At 73.8% G+C, this 15077-nt stretch carries 17 protein-coding genes; 4 read left to right on the forward strand and 13 right to left on the reverse strand.

The genetic code is table 11. From position 1 onward, the window contains the following. Positions 1-23: 23 nt before the first annotated feature. Complete coding sequence (locus BG452_RS27150; RefSeq protein ID WP_188306983.1) at positions 24-992, reverse strand: NADP-dependent oxidoreductase; 969 nt, start codon at positions 990-992, stop codon at positions 24-26. Positions 993-1131: 139 nt separating this feature from the next. Between BG452_RS27150 and BG452_RS27155 the strand changes: the two genes are divergently transcribed. Next, the gene (locus BG452_RS27155; protein ID WP_188306984.1) at positions 1132-1509 is read left to right on the forward strand and encodes a winged helix-turn-helix transcriptional regulator; all 378 of its coding nucleotides are present in this window, start codon (positions 1132-1134) and stop codon (positions 1507-1509) included. 215 nt (positions 1510-1724) lie between these two features. On the opposite strand, the gene BG452_RS27160 is transcribed toward BG452_RS27155, so the two are convergent. The 12 genes from BG452_RS27160 to BG452_RS27215 form a co-directional block, all read right to left on the reverse strand. Beyond that, positions 1725-1943 (reverse strand): DUF6480 family protein, encoded by a 219-nt coding sequence (locus tag BG452_RS27160; RefSeq protein WP_188306985.1) that lies wholly within the window; start codon positions 1941-1943, stop codon positions 1725-1727. Continuing rightward, positions 1940-2608: a sigma-70 family RNA polymerase sigma factor gene (locus BG452_RS27165; protein ID WP_317621247.1), complete on the reverse strand. Its 669-nt coding sequence runs from the start codon at positions 2606-2608 to the stop codon at positions 1940-1942. Before BG452_RS27165 ends, BG452_RS27160 begins: the two co-directional genes overlap by 4 nt. Positions 2609-2715: 107 nt before the next feature. Further along, positions 2716-2868: an FAD-dependent oxidoreductase gene (locus BG452_RS27170; RefSeq protein WP_317621248.1), complete on the reverse strand. Its 153-nt coding sequence runs from the start codon at positions 2866-2868 to the stop codon at positions 2716-2718. 1 nt (position 2869) lies between these two features. Next, positions 2870-3100, reverse strand: coding sequence for a hypothetical protein (locus BG452_RS27175; protein ID WP_188307006.1), 231 nt, complete (start codon positions 3098-3100; stop codon positions 2870-2872). Positions 3101-3737: 637 nt separating this feature from the next. After that, positions 3738-4550: a ferritin-like domain-containing protein gene (locus tag BG452_RS27180; RefSeq protein ID WP_317621249.1), complete on the reverse strand. Its 813-nt coding sequence runs from the start codon at positions 4548-4550 to the stop codon at positions 3738-3740. Then, a complete protein-coding gene (locus BG452_RS27185; RefSeq protein WP_188306987.1) occupies positions 4547-5356 on the reverse strand; it encodes a ferritin-like domain-containing protein in 810 nt (269 codons plus the stop codon). The genes BG452_RS27180 and BG452_RS27185 overlap by 4 nt, the downstream gene beginning before the upstream one ends. 102 nt (positions 5357-5458) lie before the next feature. Continuing rightward, positions 5459-6148: an alpha/beta fold hydrolase gene (locus BG452_RS27190; protein ID WP_317621250.1), complete on the reverse strand. Its 690-nt coding sequence runs from the start codon at positions 6146-6148 to the stop codon at positions 5459-5461. Positions 6149-6222: 74 nt separating this feature from the next. Then, entirely contained in the window at positions 6223-7017 is a 795-nt protein-coding gene (locus tag BG452_RS27195; RefSeq protein ID WP_188306988.1) for a DUF1295 domain-containing protein, read from the reverse strand. Beyond that, entirely contained in the window at positions 7014-7301 is a 288-nt protein-coding gene (locus tag BG452_RS27200) for a class I SAM-dependent methyltransferase (RefSeq protein ID WP_188306989.1), read from the reverse strand. The genes BG452_RS27195 and BG452_RS27200 overlap by 4 nt, the downstream gene beginning before the upstream one ends. Then, on the reverse strand, positions 7298-8587 hold the full coding sequence (locus tag BG452_RS27205; RefSeq protein ID WP_188306990.1) for an SAM-dependent methyltransferase: 1290 nt from the start codon (positions 8585-8587) through the stop codon (positions 7298-7300). The genes BG452_RS27200 and BG452_RS27205 overlap by 4 nt, the downstream gene beginning before the upstream one ends. Then, positions 8584-9363, reverse strand: a complete 780-nt coding sequence (locus BG452_RS27210; RefSeq protein WP_188306991.1) for a DUF1365 domain-containing protein — start codon at positions 9361-9363, stop codon at positions 8584-8586. The genes BG452_RS27205 and BG452_RS27210 overlap by 4 nt, the downstream gene beginning before the upstream one ends. Continuing rightward, positions 9360-10622: an NAD(P)/FAD-dependent oxidoreductase gene (locus BG452_RS27215; protein ID WP_188306992.1), complete on the reverse strand. Its 1263-nt coding sequence runs from the start codon at positions 10620-10622 to the stop codon at positions 9360-9362. The genes BG452_RS27210 and BG452_RS27215 overlap by 4 nt, the downstream gene beginning before the upstream one ends. A gap of 536 nt (positions 10623-11158) precedes the next feature. Between BG452_RS27215 and sigK the strand changes: the two genes are divergently transcribed. The 3 genes from sigK to BG452_RS27230 all read left to right on the forward strand — a co-directional run bounded on the left by sigK (position 11159) and on the right by BG452_RS27230 (position 14978). Continuing rightward, entirely contained in the window at positions 11159-11743 is a 585-nt protein-coding gene (gene sigK, locus BG452_RS27220) for an ECF RNA polymerase sigma factor SigK (protein WP_188306993.1), read from the forward strand. Further along, complete coding sequence (locus BG452_RS27225) at positions 11740-12483, forward strand: anti-sigma factor domain-containing protein (RefSeq protein ID WP_188306994.1); 744 nt, start codon at positions 11740-11742, stop codon at positions 12481-12483. The genes sigK and BG452_RS27225 overlap by 4 nt, the downstream gene beginning before the upstream one ends. Before the next feature lie 263 nt (positions 12484-12746). Further along, entirely contained in the window at positions 12747-14978 is a 2232-nt protein-coding gene (locus BG452_RS27230) for a serine/threonine-protein kinase (protein ID WP_188306995.1), read from the forward strand. Positions 14979-15077: the final 99 nt, after the last annotated feature.

A 15077-nucleotide genomic window follows, 5' to 3' on the forward strand; every position in this document is an offset into this window, starting at 1 on the left:
TGGTGACGGTCAGTTGGCGGCGGTCAGTCGGCGACGGTGAGGACCAGCTTGCCGCGGGTGCGACCGGCCTCGCCGCGGGCGTGGGCCCGAGCGGCCTGCTCCAGCGGGAAGGTCTCCTCGACCTCGACGGCGACCTCGCCGGCGTCGATCAGCCCCGCGATCGTGGTCAGCGCGGTGCCGTCCGGCTCGACCAGGAACGGCGTCACTCGGACCCCGACGGCCTCGGCGGCCAGCGCGAGTTCCGGGGAGACGCCGGCCGGGATCGTGACCAGCAGGCCGCCGGGGCGCAGCACCTTGAGCGAGCGGGAGCTGGAACCGTCGACCGGATCTCCGACCAGCTCGATGACGACGTCGATGTCGGAGACGGCGTCCTCGAAACGGGTGGTGGTGTAATCGACGGTCTCGTCGGCGCCGAGTTCCCGGAGCCAGGGGTGGCGGGCGGCGCTGGCGGTGGCGATCACGTGGGCGCCCAGGTGCTTGGCGAACTGGATGGCGAAGTGGCCGACGCCGCCGGCCGCGGCGGTGACCAGCACGCGCTGGCCGGCGGTGATGTGGGCGGTGTCGCTGACGGCCTGCCAGGCCGTCAGCGCGGCCAGCGGCACGGCGGCGGCGTGCACGTGGTCGAGGGTGGCGGGCTTGCGGGCCCACTGGCGGGCCGGGGCGGTGACGTACTCGGCGTAGGCGTTCGCGACGCGGGGGAACCACGGCATGCCGTACACCTCGTCGCCGACCTTCAGCGTGGTCACACCGAAGCCGACCTCCTCCACCACGCCGGACACGTCCCAGCCGAGGGTGAACGGCGGCTCACCGAGCAGACCGGCCATGCCGGTGCCGCCGCGGGTCTTCCAGTCCACCGGGTTGATCCCGGCCGCGTGCACCCGCACCAGCACCTCGGTCGGCAGCGGAACCGGGCGCGGCACCTGCCGTACCGTCAGCACCTCCGGCCCGCCGAAGCCGTCCTGGACCACCGCGCGCATCGTGTCTGCGGACATGCGAAATCTCCCTGAACCAGTAACCTTCGGGGGCCCGTTGGCGGCCCTCGATGACGTCCACGACGCTATCCCCGTGGGTATAGTTACCTTCAAGGTCTCTTACTTCCCATAGGGAAGTGACCTGGTGAGGAGAGTGAGCATGACGACCACCTGCCCGAGCGGCCAGCACTCGCACCACGATGTCTACGCCGCCCAGTGCCCCTGCCGCGCTCTGCTCGACCTGCTCGCCAACAAGTGGTCCGCCCTGGCCATCGGCGCCCTCGAAGACGGCCCCCAGCGCTTCGGTGAACTCCAGCGCAAACTCCAGGGCGTCAGCCCCAAGGTCCTCACCCAGGCACTCCGCCGCCTGGAGGACGTCGGCATCCTCGACCGCACGGTCTACCCCGCCGTCCCCCTGCACGTCGAGTACTCCCTCACCCCGCTCGGCCACAGCGCCGCCGTCCCGCTCAACGCACTCCGCGCCTGGGTCGAGGACAACATCGACCAGGCCTTCCGGCCCGAGCCGGTCGCTTCGTAGCCGCGGCTGGAGCCCCGGTCATCAGATGCCACCGGCATCAAGGACCACCGGCACATCACGGGCGACGCCGTCTCCGCACTCGGCTCAGCCGCAGATGAGCGTACGGCCCGGTGACCGGAAACCGTGCAGAGCCAGACCACACCCGGGGAACTGTCGCCGGCCGCTGACACCCGCAGCACGACGGCTCACCCGTGAGTCATCAGTAACGGACGACGTCACCATCCGGCGATCCTCCCTACGGCGAACCCCACGCAGCACAGCACCAGGACGGCGATCACCAGCAGGGGAATCCAGCCGGGCCAGGCTGTGTGCAGTTCGACCGACTCCGGAGTCGAGATGCCCGAGCACGTCGACGCCTCGCACTCGGGCGTCTCGGTGGGAGGGCTCGCGGGTGCGGGGCGCCCGCCGGTGGGGATCTGCTGGTCGACTGTCATGATGTCCTCCCGCAGCTGGGAAGTTCGAGGAATCGAGACGCGGTCTCGCTCGGCCGGGGACGATCGCCGTCGGGCGTGATCGCCGTCCGGAGCCGGATGAGGCCGTCGCGGATCCGGGTCTTGACGGTGCCCAGCGGCACGCCCACCCGGTGGGCGATCTCCCGCTGTGTGTAGCCGCCGTAGTAGGCCAGCACAACTGCCTCCCGCTGGGCCGTGCTCAGGTGCGTGAGGGCGGACCGGACCCGCTGCCGCTCCAGCGAGCGCACCGCCTGCTCGTCCGGCGGATCGTCCTGCGACGGTTCCCGGGAGCCGGCCCGCTGATCGCGCTCGGCGGACGCCTGCGCGGAGCGCACACGGTCCACCGCCCGGTGGTGCGCGATGGTCAGCACCCACGTCATCACCGACCCGCGCTCGGGCCGGTAGGCGGCGGCGGTACGCCAGACTTCCAGGAGGACCTCCTGGGCGACCTCCTCGGCGTGGGCCGGGCTGTGCAGCGTCCGCTGCGCGACTGCGTACACCGGTCCGGCGACCGCGCGGTACAGCGCCTCGAACGCGGCCTCGTCACCGCGGGCCGCGAGGTTCAGGAGGCGACGCAGGTCCTCGGCCACCGGCACCCGGGTGCCGGCCGAGCTCAGACCGCTGTCAATCCTGGTGTGCGAAGTCACGCCTCCACGGTGCGGCGATGCGGTCCCGGAGGCCCAGTCGAATCGTTTGTGCAGCGTTTTCTGGGGCTCTGCTGCGGTCCGGCTGGGGGGTCACCACCGTGCGGCGGTCAGACGCGGTCGAGGCGGAAGCCCCGCACCACGTCGGTGCGCATCCGCCCGCCCACGACGTCACCGGCCTCGACCACCAGCACGTCGCGGCCGGTGGCGGTGAGGTCCGACGCGCAGGCGAGGCCCGACAGGCCCGCCCCTACGACGATCACCTCAGCTGCGTTCCGTGACATCCCACTCACCGCCTTTTCGCTCCGTGTGGCGCGGCTGATCCGCAGGGTGGTCCTCGCGGCACGTGGCCCGGTAGGCGTCGGCCGGGGACGCGGCCATCGCATCGATGCCGAACCGCTCGCGCACCGTCGCGGCCCCGGCCTCCGCCATCGCCGCCAGTACCGGCGCGGGCGTGACCACGAGGGAGCGGAGGCCAGCGGCCAGCCGTTCCACCGATGTCGATGCGCAGAACGCCGCGGCTGGCGTCGCACCGCGGCCGGCGGAAGCCGGGAGGCGACGGCGCAGTGGGTGGTGTGTGCTGTCAGGTGGCGGGCTGGGACGGCCGCGTGGGCGCGAGTGGTCTCGTCGTCGGTGCGGCCGACCTCGATCTCCCGGCGGTCGTCGGCCGGGTCGGTGTGGATGATCAGGGCGCCGAGGGTGCCGCCGATCTCCAGGACGGCGCTGCCCTCGCGGGAGGGGGGCGGCCAGCGGCGCACGGGGGTGGGGGCGGGGGTGGGTCATGGGCTCGTTCTCGCTCGTCTGTCCGGGAGTTGGGCGCCGTGGGCATGCCGCGGGACGGGGTGTCGTGCACGCCGCGCCGCGGCAGTCGGCCGGTCAGGTGGACGGGTGGTGGTAGCCGTCGTCGGGCAGGCCGAGGTAGGGGGAAGGTGGTGGGACAGGGGTTCTTGACGTCGGCGGGGGTGAGTCCGTCGGTGATGGCACTGGTCGCGGCGTCGGGGGTGACACAGCGGTGTGGAGTGAACGGGCGGGCCGCCCGCTCGGCCTGATCTGCCGCCCGTTCCGGGGCAGCGGGGAGGTGCGTGCCCGGGCTCGGGGGTGTCTCCCGGGCACGCACCGGTCCGGGCGCCGCTCAGACGGTGAGCAGGGTGGGGCTGGCGGCCTTGTCGGTGGGCAGGAAGTCGTCGGGGACGGGGTACTGGCCGAGGACGTAGTTGAGGATGGCGGCGTGCATGGCCTCGACGGGGGCGATGGTGGCGGCGGTGGCGATGCCGGCGGGGCTGGTGACGTTGTAGGTCGCGAAGAGGTAGGTCTGGGCGGCCTGGTCCTCCAGCATCAGGGCGAGTTTGGCGACGTCGCCCACGCTGGCGGCCTTGCCCAGTGCCTCGGCGGTGTCGGCCTGGTTGGAGAGCGGCACGTTCGTGATCGCGGGCTTGCCCGCGCCGGTGAGGACGGCGTTCCACGCCTTGGCGTGGTCGGTGTGCTGGCCCATCGCGGTGGTGACGAAGGCGGCCACCGCCGGGGGGACGGTGCCGAGCTTGCCCGCCTTCGCGGCGTCGAGGGCGGCCTGGTAGGCACCGACGGCCTGGTTCTCCAGCGCGACGGCCAGGGCGACGACCAACAGGTCGCCGGTGTACTGCCCCGACCCGGAGCCGGACGGCGGCATGGAGGAACTGCCGGAAGGGGCGGGGGGACTGGTGGTGGACTTGCTGCTGGAGCAGGCCGCCAGCGTGAGTGCGACCGCGGCGCCGCCGGCGCCGAGCAGGAACCGCCGCCGCCCGGCGTCGCGCGGCTCACCGCCCCGGCGGGCGCGGATCTCCTCACCCAGGTCGACGGCGCTCGCGCGCATCGCGGGCAGCGTCGTCCGGTGCGCCTCCTCCATGTCCGCCGTGAGGCGGGCGAGTTCGCCTTCGCTGATCTGGAGCTCCCAGTCGTGCGCGGTCACTTGACGGCCCCTTCACTGATCGGCGAAGCACTGTCGGTCTGGTAGAAGGCGTCGGGGAAGCCGACGCTGCCGGCCGCGGCGGGCAGCTTCGCCGGGTCGACCGGGATGGTGATCAGGTCCGGGGCGTTGCCCGCCAGCAGGGCCTGCACGGCCAGCAGGGTGGCGCGGTGCTGGGCCTCCACGGGGGCGACGGAGGCGAAGAGCCTGCGCAGGTCCGGGTTGGAGACCTGTCCGACGTTCTTGGTGTAGGTCTGCGCGGCGACGTCCTCCAGGGTGATGGCGAGCTTGACCACGTCGGCCGGGCCCTTGATGGTGGGCAGCGCCTGGTCGACGACAGCCTTGTACTTCGGGTCCGGGTCGTTCTGGGCCTTGCCGCCGGCCTGCGTGGCGGCGGCGTTGAACGCCTTGGCGTGGGCCTGGTGCTGCTCGGTCGTCTTGGCGATGAACGCGGCCACCGTCTTGTTGCCGTCCTTGATGAACGGCAGCCCGGCAGCGGTCCGGTAGACGGCCACCGCCAGGTTCTCGATCGACGCGGCGGTCTGCAGCGCCATGATGTCGTCCGCCACGGATCCGGACGGCGACGCGCTGTCGGCGAAGGCCCGGGTACCGCCGAGCAGCGCGGCCGTGCCCGCCACGCCGGCCAGGAACCCGCCGCGCTGCCACCAGCGACGCCGGACGGGCTCGGTGGCCTGCCCGAAGTCGGCCAGCGCCCCGCGCGTGATCCGCGCCGCGTCGCTGTTCAAGTCCTGTGACTGCTCGGTGAGTTCTTCCAGCAGTCGGGTGTCGATGCGCTCTGCAGGCATCATGCTCCAGTCCCATGCCGGAGCCCGCGGCTCGCGGGCTCGTACGTCATGCCTTCGGCGCCGCCCGGCCGTCGGCTTGCCCGGTCGGCCCGGGAACCCGGTGATTCACCCGTCCGGGTGACGGCGGGCCCCTTCGTCTGCCCCGAGCCGGCGCCCGCTGCCGCCGGGGCGGCGGGCGGTGTCCGCCGGGTGTGGGCCCCTGGTCAGGATCGCGGCCGTGTGGTCGGCGGTCAGCCGGTGCCAGCGGCGGGCGCCGCGGAGCATCGCGTGGCCGCCCGCGGTCAGCGCCACCACCTGGACGTCGGCTCCGGCCGCCTCCGCCCGGCGGGCGAAGGCCCGCGTCTGCTCGGCGGAGGTGACGCGGTCCGTGTCGTCGTGCAGGAAGACGGCGGCCTTGCCGCGCAACTGGGCCACGGGCTCGTCGGGCGGGCACCAGGGCGCCAGCGCGATCACCCCGCGCACCGTGTCGTGGCCTGCGGCGGCCAGGGCCGCGCGCCCTCCCATCGAGTGCCCGATCAGGATCACGGGCACCCCCGGAGCGAGGGCGGACAGCGCGTCGAGGGCCTGGGTCGCGTCGCGGACGGGATCGGCGCGGTGCCCGTTCCAGCCCCGGTACCGGTAGCGGACCGCCGCGAGGAGGATCTCGCCGCCCCAGGTGCGGTGTTCGATCTCCGCCGCGAAGAAGCACATGCGCAGCGCGGCCAGGCTGAACCGGGAGACCGGCCGCATGCTGTCCGCGCGGCCGCCGTGCAGCAGCAGGACCGCGGCGGCGGGCCGCTCGGGCAGGCGCTGCACATGAAGCCTCTCCGTGCCGGGGCGGACGGTCGTCGGCGCCGCCGTCGGCCCACCGGGCGCTCGCCGCGACGGGTTCACCGGCGTGGCCTGCGCGGCAGGAAGCCGCTGGTCCGCGCGACGTAGGCGTCCCAGCCCGGCTTGTCGGCACCGAGCCGGCGTTCCAGCAGGGGCTTTCCGCTGCCGAACGCCAGCAGGTAGGTCATCAGGACCGGGCTGAGCACGAACGCCCAGCCGACCGGGTCGGCCGCCGCGAGCAGGAACAGGGCCCACCAGACGCAGGCGTCGCCGAAGTAGTTGGGGTGGCGGGTGAGGGCCCACAGGCCGCGGTCCATGATCTTGCCGCGGTTCGCGGCATCGGCCTTGAAGCGGGCCAGTTGCCAGTCGCCCACGGTCTCGAAGAACATCCCCACCGCCCACAGGCCGAGCGTGGCCCAGGTGAGCGGCCCCAGCGGCGCGGTGAGGTACTGGGCGGCCTGCACCGGCAGGGACACGAACCAGACGATCGCGGCCTGCAACAGGTAGACCACGCGCAGGGCGTAGCCGTCGCGGCGTCCGGCGGGGGCCTTGGCGAGCATCCGGTCGTAGCGCGGGTCCTCCCCGTGCCCGCGCGAACGCGACCGGATGTGCGCCGACAGCCGCAGCCCCCACACGGTGACCAGGGCGGTGGCCAGCAGACGGCGTCCCGCGTCGCCGTGCCCGGCGGACAGCGCCCAGCCGGTCCAGGCGACGGCGGTGAAGGCCAGGCCCCAGGCGACGTCGACACCGCGGTGGCGGCCGGCACGCACCCCGATGACGAAGGCGGCCAGCAGGACGGCCAGGGCCACACCGGCCGTGGCGGCCAGGTTGACGGCGAAGGCGGTGCCGTTCACGGCTGCCCCCGGTACCACCGGCCCGCCGTCGCGGGGGCGCCGCTCGTGCCGTCCGCGGCGGGGCGGACGGCGAGGATCTGGTCCACGCCCATCCTGCGCTCGGCGAAGGCCGGTGAGCTGCCGGCCAGGTAGAGCTGCCACAGCCGTACCGTCGCCGCGCCCACCAGAGCGGTGAGTTCGGCCCGCTGGTCGCGCAGGTTGTCGTGCCAGGCGTCGATGGTGCGGGCGTAGTGCTCGCGCAGCGCCTCGGCGTTGCGCACCTCCGGACACTGGGCGGGGGTCATCGGGTGGACTCCGGACGGGTGAGGAGGATCTGCTGGACGTCGAGGTAGCCGGTGCGGAAGCCGGCCTCGGAGTAGGCCAGGTACAGCTCCCACATCCGCTGGAACACCTGGTCGAAGCCGAGGGCGTCGACCAGGTCGGCCCGTTCGGTGAAGCGTTGGCGCCACAGCCGCAGGGTCTGCGCGTAGTGCGGGCCGAACGGGTCGCAGGCCGTCACGCGCAGGGTCGTGTGGCGGCTGGTGGCCTGGCGGATCGCATCGAGGGAGGGGATCTGGCCGCCGGGGAAGATGTACTTGAGGATCCAGGTGTAGGTGCCGCTGCTGGCCAGCATCCGCTCGTGCGGCATGGTGATCGCCTGCACGGCCACCCGTCCGCCCGGTGCCAGGACGCGGTCGATGGTGGCGAAGTAGACGGGCCAGAACGGCCGGCCGACCGCCTCGATCATCTCCACGCTCACCACCGCGTCGTACTCGCCCTCGGCCGCGCGGTAGTCGCACAGCCGTACCTCGACGCGCTCCGCGAGACCGGCGTCGGCGATCCGGAGGCGCGCGAGTGCCTGCTGTTCCTCGGAGAGGGTGAGGCTGACCACCCGGGCGCCGCGGGTGGCGGCGCGGATCGCGAGTTCGCCCCAGCCGGTACCGATCTCCAGCACCCGGCTGCCCGGCCCCACGTCGGCCAGGTCGAGGAGCCGGTCGATCTTGCGGTGCTGGGCTGCGGCCAACAGGTCCCAGGAGGCGGCCGGCGCTCCGCCCGGTCCGGTCGGGAAGATCGCCGAGGAGTAGGACATGGTGGCGTCGAGGAAGAGCGCGAACAGGTCGTTGGAGAGGTCGTAGTGCCGGTGGACGTTCGCACGGGCGTTGCCGGGCGTGCTCAACTCGGCGGCGGGCGGCCGTTTGACGTACAGGCGGCGCAGCCAGTGCGCGCCGGTGGGCACGAGCGTCTCGGGGGCGGTGGCCAGTTCGGTGAGCAGCGCGACCAGGTCGGGTGAGTCCCAGTCGCCGGCCTGGTAGGACTCGCCGAAGCCGATCAGCCCGCTCTCCCCGATCCGGTGGAAGAAGGCGCCGGGCCGGTGCAGGCGCAGCACCGGGGCTTCGGCGGGAGCGGGGGCGAGCAGACGGCCGTACGGCAGCTCGACGCGCAGGCCGCGTCGGCGGGCGATGCGGCGCAGCAGCCGCTGGGCCACCGCCGCGCGGGCCGGGACGTGCGGGAGGCGGGCCACGTCGGGCCACTGCCGCGCATCGACCGCCGCAGGCGCCGACGGCGCGAGGAACCGGACTGGCAGGGTCATGGGGCGGGAACCTTCTCATGAGGGGCGTGGGTGGGGCGGGGATGGACGGGCAGGCCGCGCAGCAGGAGCCGGATGCCCTGGAAGCGGATGTGGGCGCTGACCGCCAGGGTCGACAGGGGGTGGCGGGCCGCGGCCCGCAGCAGCCGGGTGACACCGGCCGGGTGGCGGGTGCCGCGCACGGTGGCGGTGAAGGGGCGCCCGCCTTCGCGCTCCAGTCGGACGGACAGGGCGAGGCGCTCGCCCGGTTCCGGCAGCGTCATCCGGTACCGGCCGTCGACGGGGAAGAACGGCGAGACGTAGAACTCCTTCGCCACGTCGGCCCGGCCCCGCTCGTCGGGGCTCAGCAGGTAGCGGTGGCGGCCGCCGTAGGTGTTGTGGACCTCTGCCACCGTGCAGACCGGGCGGCCGGCGCCGTCCCGGCACCAGTAGAGGGTCAGCGGGTTGAAGACGTACCCCAGCGAGCGGGCGTGGGCCAGCATCCGCACCCGGCCGCCGGCCAGGTCGATGCCCTCGCCGCGCAGGTAGCGGTCGAGGTCCTGGCGCAGCGACACCCCTCGTTCCCGGGCGGGGAAGGAGGCGAGCAACCGCAGCGGCCAGGGGATGGCCGGCAGCCGGTCGAGGTCGACCAGCCACAGATAGGTGCGGTGGGTGAAGGCGTTGCGCACCGGGCCGGTGCGCACGTGGGAGATCCGGCACTCGTACAGGGCCGCGCCCCACGGCCCCGGCAGGACGGGTGGCGCGGCCGCGTCGGCCGGGGCTGCCGGGTTCGCGGTCATGGTGTGCTCACCCCGAGCAGGGCGTGGGCGGCCGTGAGGCCCGAGCGGCAGCCGTCCTCGTGGAAGCCCCAGCCGTGGTAGGCGCCGGCGAACGCGGTCCGCCCGGTGGTGAGTGCGGGCAGTCCGGCCTGGGCGGCGACGCTCTCACGGGTGTAGACCGGGTGCTCGTACACGGTGCGGGAGATGACGTGCTCGGCCGGGACGGGGTGGTCCGGGTCCTCGTTGAGGGTCACCAGGTAGTCCTCGGCCGTGTCGAGTCCGAGCAGCCGGTTGAGGTGGTAGCTGACCCGCACACCCGCGGCGCCGTCCGAGCACCGCGCCATCCGGTAGTTCCAGGAGGCCCGGGCCCGGGGGGCGCCGGGCAGCCGGGAGGCGTCGCGGTGCAGCACGGCGGGGTTGCGTGAGTAGCCGAACGCGCCGAGCACCTCCCGCTCGGCCCGGCTCGGGTCGGCCAGCAGGGCGAGCGCCTGGTCCGCGTGGGTGGCGATCACCACGGCGTCGACGTCGGCGGTACGGCCGTCCTCGGTGGTCACCGCCACGCCGTCGCCGTGCCGGCGCACCGCCCGCACCGGCGCCGCGCGGTGGACCACGGGCAACTGCCCGGCGATCCGGGCCACGTAGGCCTGCGAGCCACCCACCACGGTGCGCCAGCGCGGTGATCCGGTGACGGACAGCAGGCCGTGGTTGGCCAGGAACGTGAACAGGTACCGCGCGGGGTAGTCGCCGGCCGCGTCCGGTGCGCAGGACCAGACGGCGGCGACCAGCGGGGTCATGAAGTGGCCCGTGAAGTAGCGGGAGAAGCCGCCGGCCACCAGGAACTCGCGCAGCGTCGGCTCCCCCGCCCCCGGGTCGGCCAGCAGGGCGCGGGCCCGGCGGTGGAAGCGGGGCACCTCGCCCAGCATCCGCAGGTACCGGCCTCGCCGCAGCGTGTCCGGCCGTGCGATCAGCCCGCCGGGCCCGCGCGCCCCCGCGTACTCCAGCCCGCAGCCGTCGCAGCACACCGACATGCTCATGTCGCTCGCCCGGGTGGGAACGCCCAGCTCCCGGAACATCGCCACCAGATGCGGGTAGGTCCGCTCGTTGTGCACCAGGAACCCGGTGTCCAGCGCCACCGGGCGGCCGTCGGCGCCGACGGCCCGCTGGGTGTGGGCGTGCCCGCCGAGGCGCTCGTCGGCCTCGAACAGCTGCACCGCACGGCCCGCACGGTGCAGCCGGAAGGCAGCCGTCAGGCCCGCGACTCCGGCCCCGACCACGGCCACCGTGCCGCCTCCCGCGCCACCGGGGCGCCCCGCGGGCACGCCCGCCCGCCACGTTTCCACTGCGAACACCACGTGCGCCCTCCGTCACGGGCGGCCCTCCTCAGGGCCCGCCGACCTGTGCTCACTGTGTCTTCGGAGCACACCCGGGAGGGGATTGCTCCGAACGTGACAGCGACAGCGGCGGCGCCGGGCCCGAGTTCCGCCACGGGCCGAGGGCCCCATCCCCGGTGGTGAGCGGTCCGCAGCACCCACCGCTCCGGCCGCCACCGCTCCGGCCGCCGCGCTCCCGGAGACGGGCCCTGCCGGAGGAACGGCCCGGACGGGAGGGGGGCTCCGATCTCCGCTGCGCACACCGGCGGCGAAACCGGCGACAGCCGGGACCAATCCGACGGCCCGTCGGCACCGAAGACCACGTGCCCGCAGTTCTGTACACCTGGCCGGTGGTCCGTCCCCGGCCTCGTCGTGGGGAGGCTCATGATGCCCGCCGTCCGTCCGTGGGGCTCGCCGCCCGCCCGTTGCCCCCGAGGAGCGGTCGGATGAGCGCCGTCGTCCACCTGTCGGGCCCCGGACGGCCGGGCCCGGACCTCAAAGAGCTCCTCACCAGAGTCGCCCGCGGCGACCAGGACGCCTTCTCCCGGCTGTACGACACGGTGGCCGCCCCGGTGCTGGGCCTGGTGCGACGGGTGCTGCGGGACCCCGCCCAGTCCGAGGAGGTCGCCCAGGAGGTGCTGCTGGAGGTCTGGCGCACCGCCGCCCGCTACCGGGCCGAGCGCGGCGAGGTGATGGCGTGGGTGCTGACGATCGCCCACCGGCGCGCGGTGGACCGGGTCCGCTCGGCGCAGGCCGCCGCCGACCGCGACCGGCGCGCGGCGGCCGCCTCCGGCACCGCCGAGTTCGACGAGGTCGCCGAACAGGTCGAGAGCAGACTGGAACGCGAGCAGGTGCGGCGATGCATGAAGTCGCTCACCGAACTCCAACGCGAGGCGTTGACGCTGGCGTACTACCGCGGCTACACCTACCCCCAGGTCGCCGACGTCCTCGGTGCCCCGCTGGGCACCGTCAAGACCCGCATGCGCGACGGACTGATCCGCCTGCGCGACTGCCTGGGGGTAGGAACATGAGCGCCGCCGACCTGCACACCCTCACCGGCGCCTACGCCACCCACTCCCTCGACCCCGCCGAGAGCGCCGAGTTCGAACGCCACCTGGCCAACTGCGCGGCCTGCGCCCAGGAAGTCGCCGAGTTCGCCGCCACCCTCGCCCGGCTCGGCGCCGCCCAGGCCCTCCTCCCCCCACCGGCCCTGAAGGACCGGGTGATGGCCGCGCTGCCGACGCTGCGCCAGGAGGCCCCGAACGTCACTCCCGCCCCGGGGCGCCGGCGCGGCCGCCTCACCAGGAGCTGGGCAAAGCTCGCCCTGGCGGCCTGTCTCGCGCTGACCGTCGGCGCCGGCGCCGTGGCCGTGCAGCAGAACCAGCAGGCCGAACAGGCACGGGCCCGCGCCGCCGCGCTCCAGCAGCAGCAGGACCGTTTCGCCGGCCTCCTCACCGCGCCCGACGCCCGCACCGCCACCGGTGCTGCCACTGGAGGCACCGGCGTGGGCACGGTGGTGTGGTCGAACAGCCGCGGCCAGGCCGGCTTCCTGGCCTCCGGCATGCCCGCCCCGGCCGAGGGCAGCACGTACGAGCTGTGGTTCAACGACGCGGGGACGATGCGCCCGGCCGGCCTGCTGCCCACCGGCGACGGCGTCCTCCTGCTGACCGGGCCACCGGACGGGGCACGCGGCATCGGCGTCACCGTCGAACCGGCGGGCGGCTCCGCGCACCCCACCACGACGCCGGTCATGCTCCTGTCCTTCGCCTGACCCGAGCCGGCCCGACCGGCCGCCTGCCGGCCGGGGCGGCCGGCAGCGGACGATCCGCCCGACCCTGCCGTCAGGCCGACCTCACTGCGGGGCTCGACGGCCCTCCACCGCGAAGATCGCGAACTACGGCTGGAGTACTATGAGTTGGCCCCAGCCGGATAGACTTCTGAGGCGGGGGTGACGCTTTGGAAGAGTCGGCTATGTCATCTGATGTGACGCGTCGTGACGATGCCACTTCTGGTGGTGGCGTTCTCGATCCCGCCGTGACGCGTCGTGACGGCGGTAGTGGTTCGGCGGCCCTGCTGCGGCTGCCCTCGGCACTGGCCGAACGGTTCGTGGTGGTCGGGGAGTTACCGCACCAGGGGCGCGAGGCGGATGTGCTGCTGGTCCGCGACGCGGCCGGGGGTGAGTTCGTCGCGAAGGTGTACCGCAGTGGGATCCGGGTCATGCCCGAGGTCTGGGAGCGTCTGCGGGGACTGGACACCAGCCATGTGGTGCGCGTGGTCGAGACGGGCTTCTCGGACGGGCGTGACTTCGAGCTGTCGGAGTACCTCCCCGGGGGGTCGTTGGAGGACCTGGTCAAGGCTGGGACGGTGGTGTCGCCGGCCGTCCTGTCCGGAGTCGTCTCCCAGCTGACGGCGGCGGTGGCGCAGCTGCACGACGCGGGGATCGTGCACGGCGATCTGAAGCCGTCGAACGTGCTCCTGCGCCGGCGGGAGCCGCTGGAGTTGGCGTTGGCGGACTTCGGCGTGAGCAAGTCACTGGATGCGACGTCCCGGTTCACCCAGCGCGTGTTCGGGACGCTGGCGTATTCGGCGCCGGAGTACCTGTTCAGTGCCGAGGTGTCCGGTTCTCAGGACTGGTGGGCGGTCGGGGTGATCGCCCGGCAACTGGCCACGGGCCGCGTGCCGTTCGAGGGCTTGTCGGAGCAGGCGGTCCGGCACCATCTGGCCACCCGACCGGTCGACGTGTCGGATGTGGCGGACGAACGGGTACGGCTGCTGTGCGCCGGGCTGCTGGTCAGGGATCCGGGCCGCCGGTGGGGTGCCGCCGAGGTGCGCCGGTGGCTCGAGGGCGGCACCCCGGAGGTGCCGGAGGACTCACCTGGTGGGGGCGCTGAGCCGGCGAGCACCACCGGCCGCAGGCCGCTGCGGTTCAACGGCGTCAGGTACACGGAGAAGACGGCCCTGGCCCGGGCGCTGGCGGCGGACTGGGCGACCGCCGCCCGCCGGTTCTTCGTGTCCATGGGGGAACGCGCCGACCCCAGCCAGGGCTGGCGCCAACTGCGCAACTGGCTGGCCCAGTTCGACGATCCCGAGCACGACGGCGCCGAGGAGCTCGTGGACCTGATCGACGTCCACCTCCCCGGAACCGACGCGCCGGACGCGAAGCTGCTGCGGCTGCTGCACTGGCTCGACCCGACGATGCCGCCCGTCTACCGCGGCAAGCGCATGCTTCCCGAGGATCTGCTCACCCTCGCCGAACACGCCCTGTCCACCCAGGACCACGAGAACGACGACGACGGGCACCGCACCGCGCGGGAGCTCGTCGACGAGTTGTACGACCATGACCTGCTCACCGCCCTGGCGACCTTCGGCGAGGGCGCCCACCAGCTCGCCGACGTCAACCGTCGTTGGCGCGATCTGAACGCCCGGTGGGAGGGACTGCGGGAGTCGACCGCGCTGCCGCCCAGGATCCGGAAGGAACTCGTCGGCACCGAGATCCGAGTGGAGGCGCTGGCCATCGCGGTCGCCCCGGACTGGGCCCGGGCGCTACGACAGCGGGTGGAGTCCGCCGCGGCGTCCGTACCGGGCGGCATCGGTTGGTTCGACGCACTGCTGGCCGACGGTGGGGATCCGGTCCGTCACCTGGCGGCCGTCCGCACGCTGCCGTCCGCCGTCGCCGAGGCCCGCCGCCTGGAGGAGGTGCGACGCGCCAACGAGGCCGCCGCGTCGGCCCGGGAGCGCGAGTGGCGGGAGGACGAGGAACGCCGGCTGTCCGGTACCGGAGAGGCGGTGCTGCGCGCCCTCGGCGCAGTGGCCCTGCTGTTCGCGCTGCCGGTCGGGGTGCCGCTGGTCCTGGGGACCCTGGTCGGCGAGGAGGAGTTCCTGTCGCGGTTCATCCCCGCAGCGACGGTGACCTGCGGGGTTCCGCTCGTCTGCGAGCTGGTGCTGGCGGCGAAGCTCGGGCAGGTCTACCACCCGCGGTGGTCCCTGCTGTCCCGCCTCGCCGACCTCGGCCGCCGGCTGTCCGGCGGGCGGGAGGCGCTGGCCACCCGACTGCGGCCGATGCGCAAGCGGACGATCGCCTTCGGCGGGGGCTGCGTCGTCTACCTGGTCCTCGGTACCGTGATCTGGGTGATCGTCACGCTGGAGATCTGGTCACCGGTCACCCTGGTGGTCGCGGCGGGATACGTGTTCTGGACGTTCCTCCGGTACCGGGAGTGGCGCACCGCGCACCAGGCACAGCAGCCGCACGTTCTGGGGGAGAAATGAGCGGGCCCAAATGCACGACGTACCAGCGTGACGAGTCCCTCAGCGCCGCGGCCCTGCGCGCGGCCGCGCAGGACGCCGCGGTGCGCGAGGCCGTGCGAC

Source organism: Streptomyces sp. CBMA123, assembly GCF_014596465.1.
In the GTDB taxonomy this organism is placed as follows: domain Bacteria; phylum Actinomycetota; class Actinomycetes; order Streptomycetales; family Streptomycetaceae; genus Kitasatospora.